The 23,905-nt window shown below is 74.2% G+C and carries 23 protein-coding genes and 1 pseudogene; 11 read left to right on the top strand and 13 right to left on the bottom strand.

The annotated features are described in order from the left end of the window. Positions 1-39 precede the first annotated feature (39 nt). Complete coding sequence (gene cofD / locus GC722_RS11880) at positions 40-1,038, top strand: 2-phospho-L-lactate transferase (RefSeq protein ID WP_331714739.1); 999 nt, start codon at positions 40-42, stop codon at positions 1,036-1,038. Next, positions 1,035-1,958: a coenzyme F420-0:L-glutamate ligase gene (gene cofE / locus GC722_RS11875; RefSeq protein WP_197430071.1), complete on the top strand. Its 924-nt coding sequence runs from the start codon at positions 1,035-1,037 to the stop codon at positions 1,956-1,958. Before cofD ends, cofE begins: the two co-directional genes overlap by 4 nt. A 7-nt stretch (positions 1,959-1,965) precedes the next feature. Here cofE and GC722_RS19500 read toward each other — a convergent pair whose 3' ends face one another. From GC722_RS19500 to GC722_RS11860, 4 genes and pseudogenes are all read right to left on the bottom strand, one after another. Continuing rightward, the gene (locus GC722_RS19500; protein WP_408609312.1) at positions 1,966-2,208 is read right to left on the bottom strand and encodes an HAD family hydrolase; all 243 of its coding nucleotides are present in this window, start codon (positions 2,206-2,208) and stop codon (positions 1,966-1,968) included. 20 nt (positions 2,209-2,228) lie between these two features. Then, positions 2,229-2,603: pseudogene (locus GC722_RS19495) on the bottom strand (HAD family hydrolase); the annotation flags it as partial. A 52-nt stretch (positions 2,604-2,655) separates the two neighbouring features. After that, positions 2,656-3,843: an SPFH domain-containing protein gene (locus GC722_RS11865; protein WP_156610600.1), complete on the bottom strand. Its 1,188-nt coding sequence runs from the start codon at positions 3,841-3,843 to the stop codon at positions 2,656-2,658. After that, positions 3,840-4,310, bottom strand: coding sequence for an NfeD family protein (locus tag GC722_RS11860; protein WP_331714738.1), 471 nt, complete (start codon positions 4,308-4,310; stop codon positions 3,840-3,842). The genes GC722_RS11865 and GC722_RS11860 overlap by 4 nt, the downstream gene beginning before the upstream one ends. Before the next feature lie 122 nt (positions 4,311-4,432). On the opposite strand from GC722_RS11860, the gene GC722_RS11855 reads away from it, so the two are divergent. Then, positions 4,433-5,596, top strand: coding sequence for a spore photoproduct lyase family protein (locus tag GC722_RS11855; protein ID WP_331714737.1), 1,164 nt, complete (start codon positions 4,433-4,435; stop codon positions 5,594-5,596). 21 nt (positions 5,597-5,617) lie between these two features. Here the strand turns inward: GC722_RS11855 and GC722_RS11850 are convergent, their stop codons facing one another. From GC722_RS11850 to GC722_RS11835, 4 genes are all read right to left on the bottom strand, one after another. Then, a complete protein-coding gene (locus tag GC722_RS11850) occupies positions 5,618-6,280 on the bottom strand; it encodes a hypothetical protein (RefSeq protein ID WP_156610355.1) in 663 nt (220 codons plus the stop codon). 66 nt (positions 6,281-6,346) lie between these two features. Continuing rightward, positions 6,347-6,556, bottom strand: a complete 210-nt coding sequence (locus GC722_RS11845) for a hypothetical protein (protein WP_156610354.1) — start codon at positions 6,554-6,556, stop codon at positions 6,347-6,349. Between the two features lie 239 nt (positions 6,557-6,795). Next, positions 6,796-7,308 carry a hypothetical protein gene (locus GC722_RS11840; protein ID WP_156610352.1) on the bottom strand — a complete coding sequence of 171 codons (513 nt, stop codon included), beginning with the start codon at positions 7,306-7,308 and terminating at the stop codon, positions 6,796-6,798. A gap of 124 nt (positions 7,309-7,432) precedes the next feature. After that, entirely contained in the window at positions 7,433-8,506 is a 1,074-nt protein-coding gene (locus tag GC722_RS11835) for a mannose-1-phosphate guanylyltransferase (RefSeq protein WP_156610350.1), read from the bottom strand. 103 nt (positions 8,507-8,609) lie between these two features. On the opposite strand from GC722_RS11835, the gene GC722_RS11830 reads away from it, so the two are divergent. Then, entirely contained in the window at positions 8,610-9,308 is a 699-nt protein-coding gene (locus tag GC722_RS11830) for a TIGR03089 family protein (protein ID WP_156610348.1), read from the top strand. Positions 9,309-9,436: 128 nt separating this feature from the next. Next, positions 9,437-11,074, top strand: coding sequence for an alkaline phosphatase D family protein (locus tag GC722_RS11825; RefSeq protein WP_156610345.1), 1,638 nt, complete (start codon positions 9,437-9,439; stop codon positions 11,072-11,074). A 165-nt stretch (positions 11,075-11,239) separates the two neighbouring features. On the opposite strand, the gene GC722_RS11820 is transcribed toward GC722_RS11825, so the two are convergent. Together GC722_RS11820 and GC722_RS11815 are read right to left on the bottom strand one after the other, a co-directional pair. Continuing rightward, the gene (locus GC722_RS11820) at positions 11,240-12,259 is read right to left on the bottom strand and encodes a glycosyltransferase family 2 protein (protein WP_331714736.1); all 1,020 of its coding nucleotides are present in this window, start codon (positions 12,257-12,259) and stop codon (positions 11,240-11,242) included. 31 nt (positions 12,260-12,290) lie between these two features. Beyond that, positions 12,291-13,838 (bottom strand): LCP family glycopolymer transferase, encoded by a 1,548-nt coding sequence (locus GC722_RS11815; RefSeq protein ID WP_156610343.1) that lies wholly within the window; start codon positions 13,836-13,838, stop codon positions 12,291-12,293. Between the two features lie 233 nt (positions 13,839-14,071). Between GC722_RS11815 and GC722_RS11810 the strand changes: the two genes are divergently transcribed. After that, positions 14,072-15,310, top strand: coding sequence for an LCP family protein (locus GC722_RS11810; RefSeq protein ID WP_231747763.1), 1,239 nt, complete (start codon positions 14,072-14,074; stop codon positions 15,308-15,310). A gap of 18 nt (positions 15,311-15,328) precedes the next feature. Here GC722_RS11810 and GC722_RS19295 read toward each other — a convergent pair whose 3' ends face one another. Further along, a complete protein-coding gene (locus GC722_RS19295) occupies positions 15,329-16,165 on the bottom strand; it encodes a helix-turn-helix domain-containing protein (RefSeq protein ID WP_331714735.1) in 837 nt (278 codons plus the stop codon). A gap of 51 nt (positions 16,166-16,216) precedes the next feature. On the opposite strand from GC722_RS19295, the gene GC722_RS11800 reads away from it, so the two are divergent. Further along, positions 16,217-16,804 (top strand): TIGR03086 family metal-binding protein, encoded by a 588-nt coding sequence (locus GC722_RS11800; protein ID WP_156610341.1) that lies wholly within the window; start codon positions 16,217-16,219, stop codon positions 16,802-16,804. On the opposite strand, the gene GC722_RS11795 is transcribed toward GC722_RS11800, so the two are convergent. Together GC722_RS11795 and treS are read right to left on the bottom strand one after the other, a co-directional pair. After that, complete coding sequence (locus tag GC722_RS11795; protein WP_156610339.1) at positions 16,801-17,013, bottom strand: hypothetical protein; 213 nt, start codon at positions 17,011-17,013, stop codon at positions 16,801-16,803. The genes GC722_RS11800 and GC722_RS11795 overlap by 4 nt on opposite strands. Further along, positions 17,006-19,315: a maltose alpha-D-glucosyltransferase gene (treS, locus tag GC722_RS11790; protein WP_331714734.1), complete on the bottom strand. Its 2,310-nt coding sequence runs from the start codon at positions 19,313-19,315 to the stop codon at positions 17,006-17,008. The genes GC722_RS11795 and treS overlap by 8 nt, the downstream gene beginning before the upstream one ends. 253 nt (positions 19,316-19,568) lie before the next feature. Between treS and GC722_RS11785 the strand changes: the two genes are divergently transcribed. The 4 genes from GC722_RS11785 to GC722_RS11770 all read left to right on the top strand — a co-directional run bounded on the left by GC722_RS11785 (position 19,569) and on the right by GC722_RS11770 (position 23,794). Beyond that, a complete protein-coding gene (locus tag GC722_RS11785) occupies positions 19,569-20,921 on the top strand; it encodes an L-fuconate dehydratase (protein WP_156610337.1) in 1,353 nt (450 codons plus the stop codon). A 53-nt stretch (positions 20,922-20,974) separates the two neighbouring features. Then, positions 20,975-22,102, top strand: a complete 1,128-nt coding sequence (locus GC722_RS11780; protein WP_156610335.1) for a glucose-1-phosphate adenylyltransferase family protein — start codon at positions 20,975-20,977, stop codon at positions 22,100-22,102. 31 nt (positions 22,103-22,133) lie between these two features. Beyond that, positions 22,134-23,105 (top strand): LLM class flavin-dependent oxidoreductase, encoded by a 972-nt coding sequence (locus GC722_RS11775; protein WP_156610333.1) that lies wholly within the window; start codon positions 22,134-22,136, stop codon positions 23,103-23,105. A 131-nt stretch (positions 23,106-23,236) separates the two neighbouring features. Further along, positions 23,237-23,794, top strand: coding sequence for an NUDIX hydrolase (locus GC722_RS11770; RefSeq protein WP_197430066.1), 558 nt, complete (start codon positions 23,237-23,239; stop codon positions 23,792-23,794). The last annotated feature ends 111 nt before the right edge of the window (positions 23,795-23,905 follow it).

Raw genomic sequence — 23,905 nt, 5'->3', positions numbered from 1 at the left:
GCCAACCACGCCCCACCGGCAGTGCGGCAGACTGACCGGGTGCAGATCGTGGTGCTGGCCGGTGGCGTGGGCGGGTCGAGGTTCGTGCGGGGGGTGCTGGCGGCCTACCCGCAGGCGCGGGTGACCGTGGTGGGCAACACCGCCGACGACATCACCATGCACGGGCTGCGGATCTGCCCCGACCTGGACACCATGACCTACGCGCTCGCCGGCGCGATCGACCCCGACCGCGGCTGGGGGCTCGCCGACGAGGGCTGGCGGGTGATGGAGGAGCTGCGGGCGCACCAGGCCGAGCCGACCTGGTTCAACCTCGGCGACCGCGACATCGCCACCCACCTGCTGCGCACCCAGATGCTGGCCGCCGGCCACCCGCTGTCGGAGGTGACGCGGGTGCTGGCCAGGCGCTGGCTGGGAGCGGACTCGCGGGTGGAGCTGCTGCCGATGACCGACGACCGGGTGGAGACCCACGTCCGGGTCGCCGACCCGCACTCGCCGTCCGGGGAGCGGGTGGTGCACTTCCAGGAGTTCTGGGTGCGGCTGCACGCCGAGCCGCCGGTGCTCGGCGTGGCGCAGGTCGGCATCGAGCGGGCCACCCCGGCGGAGGGGGTGCTGGCCGCGCTGGCCGCCGCCGACCTGGTGCTGCTGGCGCCGAGCAACCCCGTCGTCTCCATCGGTCCCGTCCTGGGCGTCCCGGGGGTCCGCGAGGCGGTCCGGTCGGCCCCCGCGCCGGTGGTCGGCTTCTCGGGGATCCTCTCCGGCCGCCCGGTGCTGGGGATGGCCGACAAGCTGCTGCCGGCGGTCGGGGTGGAGGTGGACGCCGCGGCGGTGGGCCTGCACTACGGGGCCCGCTCGGCCGGCGGCGTGCTGGACCGCTGGGTGGTCGACAGCGCCGACGCCGCCTCGCTGGCCCGGCTCCGCGGCAGCGGTCTGGCGGCTCTCGCCCACCCGCTGCTGATGACCACCCCCGAGCTCACCGCGGAGTTCATCCGGGCCGGGGTCGCCGGCGGTCCCGACGGCGACCGGGCCCTGGCCTCGTGAGCCAGCCGGCTGGACCCGCCGGGAGCGAGCGGCTGCTGGTGTTCGCACCCGGCGGCGTCGGTGAGGTGGTGCCCGGGGACGACCTGGCCTCGCTGGTGATGGACGCCTGCGCGGGCGACCCCGACGGCCCGCTGCGCGACGGCGACATCGTGGTGCTGACGTCGAAGGTGGTGAGCAAGGCCGAGGGCCGCCAGCTGCCCGGGGACGACCGCGACGCCGCGGTCGCCCAGGAGACGGTGCGGACGGTGGCCCGTCGGGGCCCGACCCGGATCGTGCAGAACGCGCAGGGGCTGGTGCAGGCGGCGGCCGGCGTCGACGCCTCGAACGTCGCTCCCGGCACGGTGCTGCTGCTGCCGGCCGACCCCGACGCGAGTGCTGCGGCGCTGCGCGCGGAGCTGCAGCGGCGTACCGGGCTGCGGCTCGGGGTGGTGCTCTCCGACACCTCCGGACGGGCCTGGCGCCACGGCCAGACCGACCTGGCGGTGGGCGCGGCCGGGGTGCGGGTGAGCCTCGACTACGGCGGCCAGACCGACTCCTGGGGCAACGAGCTGGTGGTCACGCAGATGGCGGTGGCCGACGAGCTGGCCGCCGCCGCCGACCTGGTGAAGGCCAAGCTGGGACGCCGCCCGGTGGCGGTGGTGCGCGGGCTGGGCCACCTGGTCGTGGACGCTGCCGCGGGCGCCCGCTCGCTGAGCCGCACCGGCCCCGGCGACATGTTCGCCCGGGGCACGAGGGAGTCGGTGCTGCACGCGGTGCTGACGGCCCTGGGACGGCCGGGCGAGTACGAGGAGCTCGTCGGGCTGGAGGGCGAGGCCCTCACCGAGGCCGTGCTGGTCGGCGTCCCGGCCGCGGTGGCCGACGTGCTGGCGGGGGTGCTGCGGGCCGCGGCGCACCAGCCGCCGCCCGGCGGGGCGTCCTGACACGGCGTCAGCGGGCGCCGGCGGCCACGACGTGCTCGACCGCAGCCGCGAAGCTGCCGGCGACGTGGTCGGGCGGCGGGGCGTCGGCGGGCCAGCACCGGCCCCGGTGCAACCAGACGCTGCGCGCTCCGACGGCCCGGGCTCCACGGACGTCGTGGTCGGCCGAGTCGCCGACCATCCAGGCCTCGCCCGCCTCGTGCCCGCCGACCGCGAGCGCGGCGGTGAAGATCCGCGGGTCCGGCTTGCGGATCCCGGCCCCTCGGAGACGACCCAGCCGTCGACCAGGGCGTCCAGGCCGGTGTGGCGCAGCTTCCGCTCCTGCTGGGCGACCGTGCCGTTGGTCACCACGACCGACGACCAGCCGGCGGAGCGTGCCAGGACCAGCGCCCGGGGGACGGACGGCTCCAGCCGGATCTGCTCGACCATCCCGGCGTGGAGCTGCTGCAGGACCTCGCCGGGGTCGGCCCCCGGGAACCGGTCGCCGATCCTCGCGGCCAGCCGCTCGCGCGGTTCGTAGCCGTCGCGGTCCGCGGCCACCAGCCAGGTCAGGTCGTCGCGCGACCCCCGGTGGGCGGTCACGAAGGCGGCGGCCCAGCGGCGGAAGGCGCCGTCCCGGTCGACGAGGGTGTTGTCGAGGTCGACCATCAGCAGCGGCACGCGACCACGGTAGAGGTCCGCGCACCGGCCAGGGGCGGGCTCAGTCCTGCGGCGTCTGCTGCTGCCGGTCGGCCGGCGCGGCGAACGGGTGCGCGGGGCCGCGCGCGTCCTCGCCGGTGCCGACCTGGGCCGGTCCGGTGCCCGCGGAGGAGCGCCGGGGCACCGGCTGCTGCTCCAGGGCCCTCGCCTCGGCCACGGCCTTCTCCACGGTCGCGGTGCTCTCGGCCTCGTCCTGGGCCTTCTGCTGGGCGATCTCGGCCATCACGTCCACCTTGGGCGGCGGCCGGAAGTCGCCCACGGCCGCACGGAACCGCTCGCCGGCGTCGCCGTCGGAGGCACCGAGCGCACCACCCAGCCCCTCGAGCGCCTTCGTCACCTCGCTGGGGATCACCCACACCTTGTTGGCGTCCCCCTTGGCGATCTCGGGCAGCATCTGCAGGTACTGGTAGGCCAGCAGCGACTGGTCCGGCTGTCCGGCGTGGATGGCGTTGAAGACGGTGGTGATGGCCTGCGCCTCGCCCTCGGCGCGCAGCATCTGGGCCTGTCGCTCGGCCTGGGCCCGCAGCACCTGGGACTCCCGCTCACCCTGCGCGCGGAGGATGGCGGACTCGCGGTCACCGCCGGCGGACAGGATCTGGGACTGGCGCTGGCCCTCGGCCAGCAGGATCTGGGCCCGCTTGTCGCGCTCGGCCCGGGCGCCCTTCTCCATGGCGTCGCGGATGGTGGCCGGCGGCTCGATCGAGCGGAGCTCGACGCGGTTGACCTTGATGCCCCACTTGCCGGTGGCCTCGTCGAGGACCACCCGCAGCTTGCCGTTGATCTCCTCGCGGCTGGTCAGCGTCTGCTCCAGGTCGAGCCCGCCGATGATGTTGCGCAGCGTCGTCTGGGTCAGCTGCTCGATCGCCGCGGTGTAGTCCTGGGCCTCGTAGTTCGCCCGCACCGGGTCGATCACCTGGAAGTAGATGACCGAGTCGATCGAGACCATCAGGTTGTCCTCGGTGATCACCCCCTGCGGCGGGAAGGGCACGACCTGCTCGCGCATGTCGAGGGTCTCGGTGACCCGGTCGATGAACGGGATCACCAGGTGCGGACCGGGGTCGAGCTGACGGTGGAACTTGCCCAGCCGCTCGACGATCGCCACCCGTTGCTGGCGCACGATCCGCACCGACATGACCAGCACCGCGGCCAGCAGCACCAGCACCAGGATCCCGAGGACGTACCCCATCAGCTCTCTCCGATCGCCTGGTGGCGCGGGTAGACCACGACCACCGTCCCGTCCAGCTCGAACACCTCGACCTCGGTGCCCACGCCGATCTGCATGCTCTCGTCGTAGGACCGTGCCGACCAGATCTGCCCGTCGACCTTGACCGCGCCCGAGACCGCGTCGACCGGCTCGGTCACCCGGCCCGCACGCCCGACGAGCGCCGACACCGACGAGCGGTAGCCCGGCATGCTGCGGACCCGGGCCAGCAGGGTGGGACGCAGCAGCCCGAGGGTGGCGGTGGCCACCACCGCGGCGACCAGCACGTGCAGCCACCACAGACCGGGCAGGGCGAGCGCGGCCAGCCCGCCCGCCAGCGCGCCGGCGGCGAGCATGACCAGGACGAGGTCCAGCGAGAGCAGCTCGGCCAGCCCCAGCAGGACCGCGGCGCTGAACCAGATCGCCCAGGCGTGCTCGGCCAGCCAGTCCCCCACCTCGCCTCCTCACCTCGTCGTGCCTCCACGGTACCCAGGGCCCGCAGCGGCCCGGCTCCGTCGCGGGGACGTCTGGTTCTGCCCGGCCTGGTTCTGTCAGAGGCACCGGGTAGACATGAGTGGTGCAGTCCTCCCTGTTCTCCACCGACCTCCTCACCGACTCCCCCGTCACCACCGGCTCCGCCGCCAGCAGCTCAGCCAGCAGCGACGAGGCCGCCCGCGCGCGCGTGCCGAAGCTGCTCCAGGTGCGGCGCATCTGGGCCGAGCCCGCCGCCGCGGCCTCCGAGCGCGGCCAGCAGGTGCTGGCCCGCTTCCCCGACGCCGAGGTGGTCGACGTCGCCTCGCACTGGCAGATCCCCCAGCTGCACGGCAACGAGGGCAACATCAGCCGCTGGGTCCGGGTCAAGACCGAGGACCTCGTGCTGGGGGTCAAGAAGTCGCTGCAGACGCGCCCCAACGGCCGCTCGGCGGACTGGATCGCGCCCTCGACGTCCAACGGCTGCGCGATGGCGTGCGCCTACTGCTACGTGCCCCGCCGCAAGGGCTACGCCAACCCCATCACGGTGTTCACCAACACCGACGCGATCATCGCCCACATCGGGCGCCACGTGCGCAAGCAGGGGCCGAAGCCGGCGCCCAACCAGTGCGACCCGCACGCCTGGGTGTACGACCTGGGCGAGAACAGCGACTGCTCGGTCGACGCCGCCATCAGCGACAACGTGGCCGACCTGGTCGCCGCGTTCCGCCAGTGGCCCACGGCCAAGGCCTCCTTCGCCACCAAGCACGTCAACCGCCAGCTGCTCGAGCTCGACCCGCAGGGACGCACCCGCATCCGGTTCTCGCTGATGCCCGAGCAGGACGCCCGCCTGCTCGACCTGCGCACGTCCCCGGTCGAGGAGCGCATCAGCGCGGTCGACGACTTCGTGGCCGCCGGCTACGAGGTGCACCTCAACTTCTCGCCGGTGGTGATCCGCGACGGCTGGCAGCAGGACTGGACGGACCTGCTCGACCACCTCTCCGACAGCCTGGGCGAGGCGGCGAAGGCGCAGGCCGCGGCCGAGGTCATCTTCCTGACCCACAACGCCGGGCTGCACGAGGTCAACCTGGGCTGGCACCCCAAGGCCGAGGAGGTGCTGTGGCGTCCGGAGATCCAGGAGGCGAAGCGGTCGCAGAACGGCGCCGACAACGTCCGCTACCGGGTGGGGCTGAAGAGCCGCGCGGTCCGGGAGCTGACGGGCATCGTCGAGCAGCACGCACCCTGGCTGCGGATCCGCTACGCCTTCTAGGCCGCCCGGGCCGCGGGCCGGTCAGCGTCCCAGACCGGCCCGGTCGACCTTGCGGTGGAACCGCATCCCGGCGAGGCCGCCCAGCACGGCACCGAGCAGGCTCACCAGCGCCAGCAGGACCGCGGTGATGACGCCGCCGGTGGTCAGGTCGCCCTCGTTGACGGGGATCCGCGGGAAGCCGTTGAGGTTGGCCAGCACGTCGAACTGGTTGCCGGCCACCCAGCCGAGGACGGCGACCACGACGGCGATGATGACCGCCCACAACCAGACGCCGAGCCCCTGCTTGGCGCCGTTGAAGCGGGCCATCCGCCCGGCGACGTAGCCGCCGGCGAAGTACGACACCAGGATGATGACCAGCAGCACGATGCCGCCGATCAGCCCGACGGTGGCCGGGTCCTGGGTGGCCTGGGCGGTCTCGACCTGCCGGCTGAGTCCGACACCCGCGCCGACGGCGGCCAGCAGGGCGGTCAGCAGCACCGCGGTCCCGGTGGCGGTGACCCACCCGAAGAAGCAGGCGCCGAACTTCATGCCGCCGAACTCCTCCTGCTCCCGCGCCACGACGCTGCGGCGGATCGAGCCGCCGTGCAGGTCCTCGTCGGTGTGGCGCGGCTGCACCACCGTCTCCTCGGCCGTGCGGTCGGCGCCGCGGTCGGGGTCTGCGGGCTGGTTCATGGCGTTGCTCATCTGCACTCCTTCGTGGACCGGGCCGCCGGACCCGCGCGCGGTGCGCCGGGCCCGGGCGGCAGACGTCTAGTCGGTGGGCCCGGCCGAGTCGGCGTCCGAGGGCTCCTGGGCGCCCGGATCGGTCCCGCTCTCGTCACCGGTGCCCCAGTCGCGGTTGCCCTCGCCCTCGACGCCCTCGCCGGTGGCGGGGGCGTCGTCGCCGCCGTCGGGCGCCTCCGACTCCGCGCTCGGACGGCCGACGGTCTCGGTGTCGTCCGGTTCGATGGTGGTCTGCATCTCGTCCTCCCAGTTCGCGTGCGTGTTCCCGCCGGTGGAGGGCGACGACGTCACCGGTGTCCGCGCCCGTCCTCGGGCGCCCGGCGGCTCACCTCGTCGACCCGTCGCCGGGAGGGTGTGCCAGCGTCCTGCTGATACCCCCTCAGCTCCCCTCCGACACGCTCCCGTCCGGCACGCTCCCGTGCGGCGCGCTCCCGTGCGACTGGGGACGCACGCCGAGCCGGGCACCTGCCAGCGGCTCAGCCGCGGACGCGGGCCCGGGAGCGGCGCGACGGCTTGAACACCGACAGCGCCATCGCTCCCAGCACGGCGGTGGTCGAGACCACCGGCGGGAACACCAGCTGGCCGACCGCCGGGGGCGCGGCCCCGCTGTCGAGGCTGGCGGCGGCCGCGGCGGACAGCTCGCCCAGCGCGGGGAGCAGCAGCACCACGACGAGCACCAGCAGCACCACGGTGATCACCAGCTTGGCCAGCACCCAGCCGTGGCGCACGAGACCCCACGGCGTGCCCAGCCCGAGCACCAGCCCGCTGGCCAGGGTGGTGACCGCCACCGTCAGCAGCGGCGGGCCGACCAGCCGGGCGAGCACCAGCGCGGCGGCGGTCGCCTCGGTCGGCGGGCCCGACAGCAGGGTCAGCACGGCGGTGCCGAGGACCAGGTCGAGCCCGAGCCAGGAACCGGCGGAGGCCACGTGCACCAGCAGCACGGCCCGGTGGGCGGGGCGGGAGAGCCGGCGTGGACGGCGGTCGGGCATCGGTGGCTCCTCAGGGGGCGGTCGGTCACCCCAGCCTGCCGAGCGCGGGCTCGCGGGTCGTCAGCCCCGCGACGACACCGGCGCTACGTCGCCCGACGTAGCCGCCTCCACCACCGATCACGTCTCAGGCGTACCGGCCGTCGGAGTCGGTCACCGCCGCCACCAGCTCCTTGACCCGCTCCGACTCCCCCAGCGGGCAGACGAGCGTGATGGCCCGGGTGGCCACGATGATCATGTCGCTGACGCCGATGGTGGCCACCAGGTGCTCGGCCTGGTCGTTGATCACCAGGTTGTTGCGTCCGTCCACCTGCACGCTGAGGCCGCGGACGGCGTTGCCGGAGGCGTCGCGCTCGAGCCGGTCGAGCAGCGAGGCGTAGCCGCCGACGTCGTGCCAGCTGATCGGCAGCTTCACCACCAGCACGCGGCCGCTGGCTCGGCCCTGGGACACCGGCTCCATCACCGCGTAGTCCACCGACGTGCGGGGCAGCTGCGGGTAGAGCTCCTCCAGCCGCCCGGGCTCGCGGGCCAGCGTGGTGACGATGCGGTGGCAGTCGGGCTGCAGCACCTCGAGCTGTCGCAGCAGCGTCGCGGCCCGCCACACGAACATGCCCGAGTTCCACCAGTACTCCCCCGAGGCCAGGTAGGCCGCCGCCGTCTCGGCGTCCGGCTTCTCCTTGAACTCCCGGACCGTGAACACGTCCTCGCGGCCGGGCACCGGCTCGCCGCGGTGCAGGTAGCCGTACCCGGTGTGCGGGCTGGTCGGCGGGACACCGAAGGTGACCAGCGCGTCGGGCTCGGCCTCCGCCACCGCGAACGCCTCCAGCAGCGCCTCCACGAAGCTGTCCACCGGCTCGATCAGGTGGTCGGCGGTGACCATGGCCACCACCGCGTCGGGGTCCTCGTGGGCCAGCACCGCGGCCGGCCAGGCCACCGCGTTGAGCGAGTCGCGCCCGCTGGGCTCGCCGAGGATGTTGGCCACCGGCAGCTCCGGCAGCTCCTTGGCCACCACGTCGACCCACTCAGCACCGGTGCAGACGAAGACGCGCTCGTCGGGCACGGCCTGGCGGACCCGGTCGAAGGCGACCCGCAGCAGGCTCTGCTCCCCCAGCAGGGGCAGCAGCTGCTTCGGGGTGTCCCGGCGCGACAGCGGCCACAGCCGCTTGCCCGACCCGCCGGCCATGATGACCACAGAGCGCATGGCGGTCACCGTACTAGCGCCCGGCCCGCCGCGCGGGCTCATCGGCGCACCGGGGCCGACCACGACGAGGTGGCCGCACGCCGCCCGGTCCTAGGCTGGGGTGATGCTGATCGAGGAGCACCTGAGGCAGCGCGTCCGCCGTGACGGGGGCAGCCCGCTCATCACCCACTACGACCTCGGCACCGGCTCGCGGACCGAGCTGTCGGCCACCACCTTCGCCAACTGGGTGGCCAAGGCGAGCAGCTACTGCGTCGAGGAGCTGGAGCTCGACGCCGGCGACGCGGTCGCGCTGCCCGTGCTGGACGAGCACCCGGGGCACTGGATGAGCCTGGTGTGGGTGATGGCGCTGTGGAGCACCGGGTGCCACGTGGCCCCCGCCGAGGACGCCCGGGTGGTCGTGGTGGGTCCCGAGGCGCTGGAGCAGCCGGCGGAGTGGCCGCAGACGGTGCTGGCCTGCTCGCTGCACCCGCTGGGGCTCGGCTTCAGCCAGCCGCTGCCGGCCGGCTGGGTCGACTGGGCGGTGGACGTCCGCAGCCAGCCCGACCAGTACGCGGGGGTGCCGCCCACCCCGGACCTGCCCGCCTGGGTGGAGCCGGGACGGCAGCTGGACCAGGCGGCGCTGGCCGCCACGGCCGGCGACCCCGGACGACGGCTGGTCCGCCCCGGCGAGCCCTGGCCGACGGTGCGCGACGCCCTGGTCGCCCCGCTGCTGGGCGGCGGCTCGGCCGTGGTGGTCGAGGGCGAGGACGAGGCCGCGCTGGCCCGCGTCGTCGCCGACGAGCGGGTCGTCGTGCCCGGCTGAGTAGCGCCGGCACCGGTGCCCTACCCGGTGCCGCTCGACCCGACGGCTCCCTACCTGATGTGTGGTGTTCGCGGAGGTGTCACCTGGGTGTGCGCGGCTCGTAGCCCGTGGCGACCAACGTCGGGCCCATGGAACTCACCCCCTCCAGAAGGACCCTGCTCACCGCCGGGCTGGTCGGCACCGCTGCCGCCGCCACGCCCCTGATCGCCCCGACCGCCGCCCTCGCCTCGCCGGTCCCCCAGACCGACCCGTTCACCCTCGGCGTCGCCTCCGGCGACCCGTGGCCCGAGAGCGTCATCCTGTGGACCCGGCTGGCCACCGACCCGCTGGCCGCCGACGGCCGGGGCGGCATGTCCCAGGCCAGCCACGAGCTGCGCTGGGAGGTGGCCTCGGACCGCCGCTTCACCAAGGTCGTCGCCCGCGGCCGGGCCACCGCCCGCCCGCAGCACGGGCACGCGGTCCACGTCGAGGCGCGGGGGCTGCGTCCGGGCCGGCAGTACTGGTACCGCTTCCGCCTCGGCCGCCACGTCTCCCCCACCGGCCGGACCCGCACCGCCCCGGCGCGCAACGACATGCCGTCCTCGCTGACCATGGCGTTCGCCTCCTGCGCCCACTGGGAGCAGGGCTACTTCTCCGCCTACCGGCGCCTCGCCGACGAGCGTCCCGACCTGGTCGTGCACCTGGGCGACTACCAGTACGAGTACGCGGGCGCCGCCTCCGGCACCGTCCGCACCCACGAGGGCCCCGAGACCACCACGCTGGCCGGCTACCGGCAGCGCCACGCCCAGTACAAGACCGACCCCGACCTGCAGGCCGCCCACGCCGCGGCGCCGTGGCTGGTCACCTGGGACGACCACGAGCTGGACAACAACTGGGCCGACTCGATCCCCGAGAACGAGGCCGAGCGGCCCGGCTTCCTGGCCCGCCGGGAGGCCGCCTTCCGGGCCTACTACGAGAACATGCCGCTGCGCCGGTCGTCGGCCCCCAAGGGGTACGACATGCAGCTCTACCGGCGCCTGCAGTGGGGGAAGCTGGCCACCTTCCACATGATGGACACCCGCCAGTACCGGTCCAACCAGGCCTGCGGCGACGGCTGGGACACCGACTGCACCGAGGCCGGCTCCGCCCGTCGCACCATCACCGGCACGGCGCAGGAGGCGTGGCTGCTCGACGGCTTCTCCCGCTCCCGGGCCCGCTGGGACCTGCTCGGCCAGCAGGTGTTCTTCGCCGAGCGCGACCGCGAGCAGGGGCCGTCCAAGACGGTCTCGATGGACGGCTGGGACGGCTACACCGCCTCACGCCAGCGGATCACCGACGGCTGGATCGAGGCCGGCGTCCGCAACCCGGTCGTGCTCACCGGTGACGTGCACACCCACTGGGCCAACGAGCTCAAGGCCGACTACGACGACCCGACCGGGCGCAGCGTCGGCACCGAGCTCGTCACCTCCTCGATCACCTCCGGTGGCGACGGCAGCGACTCGGCCATCGGCAGCTACCCGTGGCAGGCCTGGAACCCCCACATCAAGTTCCAGAACGCGCTGCGCGGCTACGTCTCGACCGTCATCACCCCCGACGCGATGGACGTCAGCTTCCGCTGCCTGCCGCAGGTGCGCGAGCGCGGCGCCCAGGCCTTCACCCGGGCCCGGTTCGTGGTGGAGGACCGCGACCCCACGCTGCACCTGGTCGAGGACAACCCCATCGACGTGGTCCGCCAGTCCCCCGCCCGCCAGGTCGCCGAGACGATGGCGCTGGAGGACGAGCTCTGACGTCGCCGCCCGGCCCCGGCTCCTCGGACCACCTCCGCGGAGCCGGGGCCGGCGCACGTCGGCGCCCCTGAGGACGTGTACGCCGTCCGGTCCGGACACCGCGGCACGCCGCGACACGCCGGACGTGACCGCGACGACATACACGCAGGCAGGGGCGGGGGTGGGTCAGCGGCGCTGGTCGCGGGGCAGGCCGACCAGGAAACCGGCTCCCCAGGCCATGTGCATCACGGCGAGCACCAGCGGCAGCCGCACCCTGACCTCGGGCGGCAGCTCGCGGCGCAGCGAGGCGGCGCCGGCCAGCACCACCGCCAGGTAGCCCAGCGGTCCCAGCAGGCCGATCCGCAGCCAGCGCGGCCCGCCCAGGGCGGCGACGGCGGCCAGCAGCGCACCGCCGGCCACGCCGGTGACGGCCACCGGCGGGGCCAGGTAGCGCAGGCTGGCCGTCTCGGGCAGCCGGCGCACGACCTCACGGCGCCAGCGCCCGGTCTCGAAGAACTGGCGGGCCAGCGCCCGCAGCGTGGAGCGCGGCCGGTAGGTGACCCGCATCCGCGGCGAGAACCACACCGTGTGACCGGCCCGGCGCAGCCGGTGGTTGAGCTCCCAGTCCTGGGCCCGGTGCAGCGTCTCGTCGTAGCCGCCCACCTCCAGCAGCACCGACTTGCGGAAGGAGCCGAGGAAGACCGTCTCGGCCTCCTGCTCGCGGCTGGTCGGCAGGTGGAAGGCCGAGCCGCCGAGTCCGAGCCGGCTGGTGTAGGCCACCGCGACCGCCTGCTCGAAGGGGGTCTCGCCCTGGGCGTCCATGATGCCGCCCACGTTCGCCGCCCCGGTGCGCTCCAGCAGCTCCACCGCGGTGGTCAGGTAGCCGGGGGTCAGCTCGCCGTGGCCGTCCACCCGCACGACGACGTCGAAGCGGGAGCGGGCGATGGCGGCGTTGAGGGCGTGCGGGGTGCGTCCGGCGGGGTTGGGGACCACCACCACGCGCTCGTCGGCGGCGGCCAGCTCGGCGGCGATCTGCTCGGTGCGGTCGTGGCTCGGCCCCACCGCCATCACCACCTCGAGCTCACCCGGGTAGTCCTGGGCCAGGATCTGGCGGACGGCCGCCTCGAGGTGGCGTTCCTCGTTGCGGACCGGCATCACCACGCTCACCCCGGGCCACTGCCGCTGGTCCTGCTCAGCCTGGGTCACCGGTGCACCCTCTCACGAGCCGCCCGGTCGGTCACGCCGTGCCGCAGACGGCCGTCAGGTCGTCGGCGGCGTTGTCGTCCTCCGGCTCCGGCGACGGGCTGGAGGCACTTCCCGTGGAGGGCTCGGCCGCCGGCTCGGGAGCGGGGGTCGGCTGCTCGGCCGGGGCCTGCGCCGGCGCGGCGGGGGTCTGCGCCGCGGGGGCCTGCGGAACCTGCGCGGTGGGTCCGGGCTGCTCGGCCGGCTTCGGGGCCGGGCCCGGCTCCTCGCCGCGGTCGAGCATCTCGGCGGCCTCGACGTGGTGGGCGACCGTGGCGCGGACCAGCGCGAAGTCCGGGCTGCCGGGGTAGACCAGCGGCGGGGTGAAGGAGACGCTCTGGATGGGCAGCCGGCGGGCCTTGTCGGCCAGCTCGACCAGGCTGCTCACCTGCCCGCCGCCGACGTCGGTGGTGACGATCTGCTCCCCCGCCCCGGCGATCTCGGAGAACTGGGTGAACACCGTCATCGGGTCGAGCTGGTTGAGCATGGCGCTCATCACGCACTTCTGCCGCTGCATGCGCTCGAAGTCGCTGGACTCGGCGCGCGAGCGGGCGAACCAGAGCGCGTGGTAGCCGTCGAGGGTGACGTCCTGGCCCGGCTCGATGTAGCCCTTGATCTTGGTGGTGCCACCGCCGATGGGCACCCGCTTGCCGATGTCGAGCGTGATGCCGCCGACGGCGTCCACCAGCGCCTCGAAGCCCTTGAGGTCGACCATGGCGTAGTAGTTGATCGGCAGCCCGGTGATGCCCTCGACCGCCTCCTTGGTGGCCTGCGCGCCCGGGTCCTTGACGCCGGGGTACAGGTCGGGACGGCTGCTGGCCTCGGTGTAGACGCTGTTGAGCATGCACTGGTGCTCGGGGCAGGTGTAGCCGTCCGGGTAGAGCGTGCGCATCGGCGAGCCCTCGGCGAAGGGGATGTCCTCCATGTTGCGGGGCAGGCTGAACAGCACCGTGCGGCCGGTCTCGGCGTCGACGCTGGCCACGGTGATGCTGTCGGGGCGGAGCCCCACCCGGCTGGCGCCGGCGTCGGCGCCCAGCAGCAGGATGTTGTAGCGGCCCGCCACCTGCTCGCTGCGCCCGCCGCCGGAGAAGACGTGGGCCACCAGGCTGCCCTGGCTGTCCAGCACCCCCGCCGAGGCGACCACGCCGCTGCCGATGCTGAGGGACAGCCCCAGGCTGAGGGCGGCGAAGCCGAGCCGGTGGGGGCGGTGCATGTCGATCGGCCGGGCCACCCGCCAGGCGTCGACCAGCAGCAGCACCCACGCCAGGCCGAGCAGCAGCAGCACCGCCTGCAGCAGCGACCAGGTGAACCCGGCGCTGAGCACGGCCAGGGCGGCGTCGCGGCTGACCACGGCCAGCGCGGCGAAGCCGAGCAGCCCCGCCCACAGCGACGCCCACACCCGCAGCGCCACGATGCCGACGCCGCGGTTCCCGGCCACCAGCTGCGCCGACCCGGGCAGCAGCACGGTCATGCCCAGCAGCACCAGGCCCCGCCGCAGCGAGGCCCAGGCGCCGCGGGCGCGCAGGTGCTGGGGGTCGAGCACGGGCCCCAGCAGGCTCGCGCCGGTTCGGCTGCGGGGAGGACGGTTCCGGGGACGGGTGTCTGCGGCAGGGGCGTCTGCGGACACGGGCAACCTCTCAATCTCGGTGTGCGGGGAAGGGTTCCACCCAGATCGGGGTCCAGCCTGTACCACCGCGGTCGGACAGGGTCGGACGACGCGCCGTACTCCGGTCCACGGTTCCTCCGCCGCGGCCGGTGGCTGGGTACCGTGGCCGCATGCCTCGTGACTCCGACGACCTCGACTGGTTGTACCGGCGGGAACCGACCCCCGACCCGGCGCGCCAGGAGGAGACCCGCGCCATGTCCGAGGCCGAGATGGCCGAGCTGCAGCGGCTGCAGGACGAGGGCGCCGCCCGAGGCCGCGGCCACCACCAGCCGGCCGCGGCCGCCCCCGAGGCCCGGCAGCAGGTCCGTCGCGACCCGGGCCCGGTGCGTCCGGTGCCGCCGCCCCCGCCGCCGGGCGGGCGGCCGCCCGCCACGCACCGGCGTCGCCGCCACCCGGTCCGCCGGTTCTTCGCCACGCTCGGGGTGCTGCTGCTGGCGCTGGCGGTGTGGCTGGTCGGCGTCCCGGTCTACGCCTGGAGCGCGGGCGACGACGTGGACGCCTTCCCCGACGGGGAGCGTCCCGCCGGCCAGCCGGGCAGCCTGTTCCTGCTGGTGGGCTCGGACTCGCGGGAGGGGCTGAGCGAGGAGCAGCAGGACCAGCTGGGCACCGGGTCGGTCGAGGGCCAGCGCACCGACACGATGATGCTGCTGTACCTGCCGCCCAGCGGGCGTCCGGCGCTGGTGTCGATCCCCCGCGACTCCTACGTGCCGATCCCCGGCAACGGCTCGAACAAGATCAACGCCGCCTACGCCTTCGGCGGGGCGCCGCTGCTGACCGAGACGGTCGAGCAGAGCACCGGGCTGCGCGTCGACGGCTACGTCGAGGTCGGCTTCGGCGGGTTCGTGCAGGTCATCGACGCGGTCGGCGGGGTGGAGATCTGCCCCGAGGAGGCCATCAGCGACGCCGACTCCCACCTCGACATCGAGGCCGGCTGCCAGCAGGTGGACGGCACGACGGCGCTGGGCTACGCCCGGATGCGCAAGGCCGACGCCCGGGGCGACCTGGGCCGGGTGGAGCGTCAGCGCGAGGTGATGGCCGCCATCGCCGACAAGGCGGTCAGCCCGGCGACCGTGGTCAACCCGGTCCGCTACTGGCGCCTCAACATGGCCGCCTCGCAGGCCCTCAGCACCGACCCCGGCACCGGGGTGGTCGACGCCGGCCGGCTCGCGCTGGCCATGGGCCGCATCGCCGGCGGGGACGGGGTCACCCTGACCGTGCCGGTGGGCAACCCGAACGCCTCCACCCCGGCCGGGTCGGCCGTGCTGTGGCACGAGACCGACGCCCCGGCCATGTTCGACGCCATCTCCCGCGGGGACACCGAGGCCCTGGCCCAGTACGCCGACCGCTAGCCGGCTCGGCAGACGTCCTCAGCGCCGCGTCGGCTGGTCGGCGAGGAACTGCCCCGGCGTCTGGCCCGACACGGTCCTGAAGTCCCGGGTGAAGTGCGCCTGGTCGGTGTAGCCCAGCTCGGCGGCGATGTCGGCCAGCGAGGTGGTGCCGGCCTTCAGCCGCTCCACCGCGTCGTGCAGCCGGCGCCGCTGGATCAGCCACTTCGGGGTCAGCCCCACCCGCTCCTCCACCAGCCGCTGCAGGCTCCGCTCGCTCGCCCCGAAGGCGCGGGCCAGCTCCGCCACCCTGGTGGTGCCGGGGTGCTCGGCGAGCCACCCGATGACCTCGTTGATGCGCTCGCCCGCGGCGTCGAGCGGGAGGAAGGCCGACAGCGTCCGCTCGTAGGCCTCGACGGCGCGCCGGTGGGAGGACTCCGCGGCGGGGTCGACCGCCATGGCCGCCCGCACGGCCCCGGTCAGCGCCGGGCCGTTCAGGGTGTCGAGACGGTCGAGGTCGAGGTGGCGGTCGGTCACCTCGCTCACCGGGCGGCCGAGCAGCAGCCGCCCGGCGCCGGGGGTGAGCATGACGCCCGCCGCCCACCCCCGACCCTCGAGCACCACGGTGGAGAGCCCGCGGGCGACGCCGTAGAAGCGGGCGTAGCTGTTGCTGATGACCACCAGGCAGGCGGGGTGCTGCAGGGTGCTCTGCCGCGACGGCTCGCTCAGCGACCAGACGGGGATCCAGTACCGCTGCACCAGCGGCGCCAGCGCCGGGGTCGGGGCGTAGCGGGCGATCGGCGGTGTGGGCCGGCTGAGGCCGGTCAGGTGGGCCCGGTCCACCGGGTCGACGCGGTGGATCCCCGAGAAGGAGGTCACGTGTCGGATTCTTCCAAGAAGCGGCGCCGCCGCGGCCCTAGGTTCGGCGCCATGACGAACGCACCGACCGAGAACCCGCAGCTGGCCCGCTTCGCCGATCGGGCCGCCCGCTTCACCGCCGTGCTGCAGGGGGCGGCTGGACGCTGGGACGCCGTGACCCCCTGCGACGGCTGGACCGTCCGCGACGTGGTCGACCACGTCGTGGAGACCCAGCGCGACTTCCTGACCCGCCACGACCTGCCCCTCCCGGCCCGGACACCGGACCAGGACCCGGCGGCGACGTGGCAGACCCACCGCGCCGCGGTGGAGGCGCTGCTCGCCGGCGAGGGCGTGGCGGCACGCCGCTACGACGGCTGGTTCGGCCCCACCACGATCGGCGACACGATGGTCGACTTCTACGGCTGGGACCTGCTGGTGCACGGCTGGGACGTCGCCCGCGCCACCGGCCAGGAGCTGGTGTGGCCCGACGAGCTGGTCGCCGACCTCGAGGCGACGGCCGACGGCTGGGGCGACTCGCTCTACGGCGAGGGCATCTGCCGGCCGCCGGTGGAGCTCACCGGCGACGCCACGCCGCAGGACCGGCTGCTGGCCCGGCTGGGTCGCGACCCGCGCTGGACCGCTCCCGAGCCGGTCCGCTAGTCGCGGTCGCCGGTCGGGCCCTGCACCGACGTCTGCTGGGTCCCCTCGGGGTCGTCGGTGCGGCGCAGCGAGTCGGCGAGGATCTCCTCCGCCTGACGCTCGGCGTCCACGCTGCCGCCGGCCGTCTCCTCCTCGGGCAGCAGGGCGGCGCGCTCGCCGACCAGCTCCTCGTCGCGGGCGCGGTCGTGCTCGGCTGCGGGGTCAGTCACGGTGGGCCTCCTCCTCGTGCTCGTCCTCCTTGATGATCAGCGCCAGCCCCTGGAAGGGGCCCAGCCCCACCCGGAAGCTGCACAGGTCGTCCACCTCGGCCACCTGCTCGGAGGTGGAGAGGTCGACCACCCGGCCGCCGACCGGGAGGTGGGACGACATCACGGTCCCCCGGACGTCCTCCTCGCTGAAGTTCAGCACCGTCACCTGCACCGCGCCGATGGCCAGCCGGTTCACCAGGATCAGCATGGCCGCGGAGGAGACGTCGGGGACGTCCAGCAGCTCGCCGGTGGCGATGCCGTGGGCCTCGCGGACCGCCAGCAGCGCGGCCAGCCGCGAGGCGAAGGAGCTCGGGTCCTGCAGCTGGTCCGGCAGCGAGCCGTACAGCGTCGGGGCCCGCAGCATCCCCGACGACGACTGGGTGGCCTCGGGGTTCCAGCCCATCAGGTCGTGCGCGCCGCGCTCGATCCAGCGGGTGTCGCCGGTGCGGATCAGCGCACGGACCTGCTCCCGCGACAGCGGCAGCGTGCCGCACAGGTCCCACCCGGAGAGGGCGAACACCCCGGGCTGCCAGGCGTTGTACATGGCCATCAGCAGGTGCGCCGACCTGATCCGCTCCACGTCGGACTCGCTGAGCGCGTCCAGGTCGGTCATGCCCAGGGAGGCGGTGATCACCGAGGCGCTGGTGCAGGCGATCCCGTTCTGGGTGAAGATCGCGTTGTAGGGCCCGGCATCGCCGGTGAGGTGCTGGCGCAGCGTCTCGCGCACGTGCTCGGCGAGCTCGTGGCCGGCGTACTCGACCCCACCCAGGGTGTAGCGGTCGTCGCGGTGGGTGGTGGCGAAGTGGACCAGCTCGTAGGTGAGCTCGTCGTGGTTCTGCAGGGCGTGCACCAGCGAGGCCTGGTCGATGCCGATCCGCAGCCCCTCCCGCAGCACCAGCCGCAGGAACTCGGTGTCGCCGGTGGCCAGCGCGTGGTGGTAGGCCGGGCGGGTGACGAAGTCGTAGGACAGGTCGGGGCCGGTGGACGAGGTCGCCTTGATGTCGTCCATGGTCAGGTTGAGCTCCTGGAAGGTGAAGCCCCCCACCTTGCGGACCATCGAGCCGATCAGCTGGTTCGCCGTCTCCGACAGCGGGTGGCCCTCGGACCAGGCCGGGGACTCCTCGGTGGAGCGCTCGACGCCCAGGAAGCCGTTGGCGTCCAGCCGCAGACCGCCGGAGCCCAGGTCGAGCAGGGAGTGCAGCGCGTCCCCCATCACCAGCCGGATGCCGGCGAAGGTGGGGTCGAGCCAGTTGATCGAGGGCTGGCCGGCCTTGAAGTAGTGCAGGTACACCCAGCGGCGCAGGATGCCCTTGGTGTCGACGACGGCGCGGGTGGCGCTCCAGTTCGTCTCCTTCACCCCGGGCTCGTAGAAGATGACCCGCTGCAGCTCGCCGATGATGTAGCCGGCCTCCTGCAGCTTGCGCTCCGCGGCGGCGTCCAGGTTGACCGAGTCCTCCCCCTCGGGGACGTCGGGCAGCAGGTGCCAGTCGTCCTCGGGGATCTCGATCATGTGGTAGATCCCGGGGTAGTCGCGGTAGTTCATCTCCGCGAGCCGGAAGTCCGCGCCCTTGCCGGTGTGGCCGGGGACGATGTCGTCGATGATCGTGCCGCCGTGGCGGGCCGCGGACTCGCACATGGTGCGGAACTCGTCCTCGGTGCCGAACAGCGGGTCCATGGCCATGGCGATCCGGTCGAAGTGGCCGTCGATGCTCGGCGTGGGCTCCCACCCGGAGAGACCGCCGGCCATCTTCACCGGCCCGGTGTGCACGGCGGTGATCCCGATCTGCTCGAAGGCCTCCCACAGGTCGTCCGAGCCCAGCGCGGACAGGAAGGACTGCGAGCGCCGGGTGATGAGCGAGAGGGGGTAGGCGGTGAACCAGACCGAGGCGGTGTCGAGCGCCCGGCGCGGGTTGGGGTGGGCGTAGGGGTTGTTCCACATGCTCGACTGCCCCGACAGCTGGCGGGCCAGCATGGTGGCGTCGCCCAGCATGGACTGGTTGACCAGCCACTCGACGTAGGCCTTGTTGGTGCCGACCGGCTCGAACGGCGGCATCAGGTCGCCGGTGAAGGTGAGCTTGCGCCGGGCGCGCGGACGCAGCGCCCGCGGTCGCGCCGGGTAGAACTGCTCGTCGAAGTTGATGTCGCCGCCGCCGGCCTCGTGCTCCGACGCTCCCGGTTCGGCGACTCCCGGCGCGGGGATGGGGGCGACCTCGCCCCGCTGCTCCTCGGCGTCGGGGACGTCGACCTCGGCTTCTGTACTCACACGACCTCCCGGCTTCGAGCGCTACGCGGCACATCCTGTCACCCCCCGTACCCGTTCCCGACCGCGCCCGCGCAGCGTCGTCGGGTGGCCCGGGCCACATCCCGGCCACGGCTGCCCGGGGGCCCCTGCGAGCCGGCCCCCGAGGAGGCCGCGACACGCAAGACGTCCGACGAATCGGCGGGAAGCCGGCGTGCGACGTCGCAACCGGGGGCCCGCATGACGTAATCTCCCGATGAATCTTCCAGGAGGATGCATGCCCACCATCACCGGCGTCACCATCGACGACGTCCGCTTCCCCACCTCCCTGAGCGCCGACGGCTCGGACGCGATGAACAAGGACGCCGACTACTCCGCCGTCTACGTCACGCTGACCACCGACACCGCCGCTCCCGACGGCAGCCCGCTGACCGGGCACGGCCTCACCTTCACCATCGGCCGCGGCAACGACATCGTGGCCGTCGCCGCCCGCCAGCAGGCCGAGACGCTGGTCGGCCGCGACCTCGAGGAGGTGCTCGGCGACCTGGGCGGCGTCTACCGCGGCCTGGTCTCGGACTCCCAGATCCGCTGGCTCGGCCCCGAGAAGGGTGTCGTCCACCTGTCGCTGGCCGCGGTGATGAACGCGGTCTGGGACCTCGCCGGACGCCACGCCGGCAAGCCCGTGTGGCGGCTGCTGGCCGACATGACCCCGGAGCAGCTGGTCGACGTCGCCGACCTGCGCTACCTCTCCGACGCCCTCACCCGCGAGGAGGCGATCGCCCTGCTGGAGCGCCAGCAGGACGGCAAGGCCGCCCGCATCGCCGAGCTCGAGGCCACCGGGTACCCCTGCTACACCACCTCGGCCGGCTGGCTGGGCTACAGCGACGAGAAGCTGCGCCGTCTCTGCCAGGAGGCCGTGGACGAGGGGTACTCCCACATCAAGCTCAAGGTGGGCGTCGACCTCGAGCACGACAAGGTCCGCTGCCAGATCGCCCGCGACGTCATCGGCCCCGACCGCAAGCTGATGATCGACGCCAACCAGGTGTGGGACGTCGACCAGGCGATCGAGTGGGTGCAGGCGCTGGCCGAGTTCGACCTGACCTGGATCGAGGAGCCCACCAGCCCCGACGACGTGCTGGGCCACGCCGCCATCCGCAAGGCGGTCGCCCCGATCGGCGTCGCCACCGGCGAGCACGGGCACAACCGGGTGATGTTCAAGCAGTTCCTGCAGGCCGGGGCGATCGACTACTGCCAGGTCGACACCGGACGGCTGGGCTCGCTGAACGAGATCGTCGCGGTGCTGCTGCTCGCGGCCAAGTTCGGGGTGCCGGTCTGCCCGCACGCCGGCGGCGTCGGGCTGTGCGAGATGGTCCAGCACGTCTCCATGCTCGACTTCGTGGCCATCTCGGGCACCCACGAGGGCCGGGTGGCCGAGTACGTGGACCACCTGCACGAGCACTTCACCGACCCCTGCATCGTCAAGGACGCCGGCTACGTGCCGCCGACCGCGCCCGGCTACTCCACCCAGATGCACCCCTCCTCGGTGGCGGACTACCGCTTCCCCGAGGGTGCCTACTGGCGCGAGCGCCACGCCGACGCGGTGGTGGCGGCCCGGACCGCCGCCGGCTGAGCCTCCCCCCGGCACGGGTCGCCGCCGGACCACCCGGCTCTACACTCGGGGCCATGACGACGCCGCGTCATCCCCGGGTGCTGGCACTGGTGCTGGCCGGAGGCCGGGGCAGCCGGCTCGGCCCGCTCACCGAGCACCGGGCCAAGCCGGCGCTGCCGGTGGCGGGCAGCCACCGGCTGGTCGACGTGGTGCTGTCCAACCTCAGCCACTCCGGCATCAGCGACGTCTGGATCGTGGAGCAGTACCTGCCGCACTCGCTCAACGACCACCTGGCCAACGGGCGTCCCTGGGACCTGGACCGGACCCGCGGCGGGCTGCTGGTGCTGCCGCCGTTCGAGGGCACCGACGGCGAGGGGTTCGCCGAGGGCAACGCCGACGCGCTGGCCCGCCAGGCCGAGCTGATCGCCGACCACTCCCCCGACCTGGTGCTGGTGGCCTCGGCCGACCACCTCTACACCCTCGACTTCCGCGACGTGGTGGACACCCACCTGGGACGCGGGGCGGCGCTGACCATGGTCACCACCACCCAGGCCGACGACCCCTCCCGCCACGGCGTGGTGGAGGTCGAGGACGGCCGCGTCACCGGGTTCGCGTACAAGCCCGAGGAGCCCGCCAGCGACGTGGTGTCCGCGGAGGTCTTCCTCTACGACACCGCGGTCCTGCTGGAGACCATCGAGACCCTGGTCTCCAGCGGGGCGGAGCTGGCCGACTACGGCGACAGCCTGGTCCCGCACCTGCTGGCGCACCACCTCGTGGTCGAGCACCGGCTGCCCGGCTACTGGCGCGACCTGGGCACGGTCGCCGGCTACCACCAGGCGCACCGGGACCTGCTGGACGGACGCAGCATCGACCTCGCCGACGAGCGCTGGCCGGTGCTCACCTCGGCCACCGGGTCGCAGCCCGTCCGGCTGGAGGAGCCCGCCGAGGTCCGCCACAGCCTGCTCGGCGGCGGGGCGGAGGTCCGCGGGCGGGTGCGGGACAGCGTCGTCGGGCGGGGCTGCCGGCTCGAGCCGGGCTGCCTGGTCGAGGACTCCGTGCTGCTGGACGGCGTGGTGGTGCGCCCGGGGGTGACCGTGCGGCACGCGGTGGTGGACGCGGGGGCGGTGGTCGAGCAGGACTGCCTCGGGGAGCCCGACGACATCCTGGTGGTCGACCGCGAGGGGCGTCACCGCCGCGACTGAGGGAGCGCCGGGGCGTCGGTAGGGTCGGGCCATGACGAGCACGACGGGGTCGGGAGCGCCGCGCCGGCGGGCGGTCGGGGTGATGGTGCCGCGGCACCTGCCGGCGGAGCGGGTGCTGCCGTTCGTGGTGCAGGCCGAGCAGCTCGGCTTCGACGAGGCCTGGGTGGTGGAGGACCTCGGGTTCCGGGGCGGGGTGGCCCAGGCGGCCGCGGCCCTGGCCGTCACCGGGCGCATCCGGGTCGGCATCGGGATCCTGCCGGCGGCCGCCCGGCACCCCGCCTTCGCCGCCATGGAGGTGGCCAGCCTGGCCGAGCTCTTCCCCGGCCGGGTCGACGTCGGCGTGGGCCACGGCGTACCGAGCTGGATGCAGCAGCTGGGGATCTGGCCCGACAGCCCGCTCACCCTGCTGCAGGAGTGGCTGGACGCCGTCCGCGACCTGCTGGCGGGCAGGCGGGTGGACCGCACCGGCCGCTACGTGCAGGTGTCGGACGTGCGGCTGGAGACGGTGCCGACGGTGGTGCCACCGCTGCTGGCGGGTGTCCGCGGGCCCCGCTCGCTGGCGCTGGCGGGGCGGCACGCCGACGGGACGGTGCTCGCCGAGCCGGCCGGGCCCGAGTACGTCCGCCTGGCCCGGGAGCAGATCGCCGCACCCGGCCCGCACCGGGTGGTGGCCTACGACGTGGCCCGGGTGCACGACGACCCCGAGGAGGCCGTCCGGCTGGCCCGCCCGGCACTGGCGCCGTTCGGCTCGCCCGACTGGGCGCCGCACCTGACCCCGCTGCCCTTCGCCGACGAGCTGGCCCGGTTCCGGGCCGGCTGCGCCGACGAGGAGGAGTTCGCCGCCTCGCTGCCGGCCGAGTGGGTCCCGCAGCTGGCCGTGGTCGGCACCCCGGCACAGGCCCGCGCCCGGATCGGCGAGATCCACGACGCCGGCGCCGACAGCGTCGTCCTCATCCCCGCCGACGCCGACGACCTGCCGTCCCTGGCCCGCGTCCTGGACTGACGGCTCGGCAGAGGCCCGGCGCCGGAAGGCCGCGAGGAATCTGTCACCAGATCCGACGCTGCGCCTACATAGGCACACCGCCGGATCTGGTGACACATTCGTCGGCGCACCCCGGGACTAGCCTGGGTCCGGTGGTCGGTGACGAGGTCTGGCGGGAGCGCTTCCCCGCCCTGTACGCGGAGGCCTACGTCGACTACGCGGACTGCCGCACCCGCTACACGACGGCCGACGTCGCCGACGAGCTGGTCTCACGGCTGCACCTGGTGGCGACCACCCCGGAGGGCTTGGTCGTCGTGTGCCGCAGCGTGCGGGGCTGGCGGTTCCTGCCCGGCGGCACCCGCGAGCCGGACGAGTCGCTGCTGGAGCTGGCGCGCCGTGAGCTCCGCGAGGAGGCCGGCGCGGAGCTGACCGGCGACCTGCGGCTGTTCGCCGCCCACGTCGCCGACAGCAACCGCAGCTCGCCCTACCGCCCGCACCTGCCGCACCCGCGGGCGCTGTGGGCCTACGCGACGGCCGAGGTGCGGCTCGTCGGCGCCCCCACCAACCCCGACCACGGCGAGGTGGTGGTGCAGGTGCTGACCCTCCCCGTCACGGACGCCGTGACCTACCTCGAGGCGACCGACCCGGTGCACGCCGACGTCCTCCGCCACGCCCACGCCATGGGGCTGGTGCCGCCACCCCGGTCCTGAAGCCCCGTCCACCGGCGCACGTCCACATGCCGCACCCTCGCTGCGATGAGTCGCCGCCTCGGCAGGAGTCACAACCGGCAACGGCAGCCGCCGCCCACCGCCCGGAGGAGA

It is taken from the genome of Auraticoccus cholistanensis (assembly GCF_009742705.1).
Classification (GTDB): Bacteria; Actinomycetota; Actinomycetes; order Propionibacteriales; family Propionibacteriaceae; genus Auraticoccus; species Auraticoccus cholistanensis.
Note: the sequence above shows the minus strand (reverse complement) of the source record. Positions and strands in the feature narration are given on the sequence as shown.

What these genes read in the sequence shown, in the direction of transcription:
- GC722_RS11850 (WP_156610355.1), bottom strand. Translation starts at nt 6,280, where the DNA reads ATGAGCAACGCCATGAACCAGCCCGCAGACCCCGACCGCGGCGCCGAC.
- GC722_RS11845 (WP_156610354.1), bottom strand. Translation starts at nt 6,556, where the DNA reads ATGCAGACCACCATCGAACCGGACGACACCGAGACCGTCGGCCGTCCG.
- GC722_RS11840 (WP_156610352.1), bottom strand. Translation starts at nt 7,308, where the DNA reads ATGCCCGACCGCCGTCCACGCCGGCTCTCCCGCCCCGCCCACCGGGCC.
- GC722_RS11835 (WP_156610350.1), bottom strand. Translation starts at nt 8,506, where the DNA reads ATGCGCTCTGTGGTCATCATGGCCGGCGGGTCGGGCAAGCGGCTGTGG.
- GC722_RS11830 (WP_156610348.1), top strand. Translation starts at nt 8,610, where the DNA reads ATGCTGATCGAGGAGCACCTGAGGCAGCGCGTCCGCCGTGACGGGGGC.
- GC722_RS11825 (WP_156610345.1), top strand. Translation starts at nt 9,437, where the DNA reads ATGGAACTCACCCCCTCCAGAAGGACCCTGCTCACCGCCGGGCTGGTC.
- GC722_RS11810 (WP_231747763.1), top strand. Translation starts at nt 14,072, where the DNA reads ATGCCTCGTGACTCCGACGACCTCGACTGGTTGTACCGGCGGGAACCG.
- GC722_RS11800 (WP_156610341.1), top strand. Translation starts at nt 16,217, where the DNA reads ATGACGAACGCACCGACCGAGAACCCGCAGCTGGCCCGCTTCGCCGAT.
- GC722_RS11785 (WP_156610337.1), top strand. Translation starts at nt 19,569, where the DNA reads ATGCCCACCATCACCGGCGTCACCATCGACGACGTCCGCTTCCCCACC.
- GC722_RS11780 (WP_156610335.1), top strand. Translation starts at nt 20,975, where the DNA reads ATGACGACGCCGCGTCATCCCCGGGTGCTGGCACTGGTGCTGGCCGGA.
- GC722_RS11775 (WP_156610333.1), top strand. Translation starts at nt 22,134, where the DNA reads ATGACGAGCACGACGGGGTCGGGAGCGCCGCGCCGGCGGGCGGTCGGG.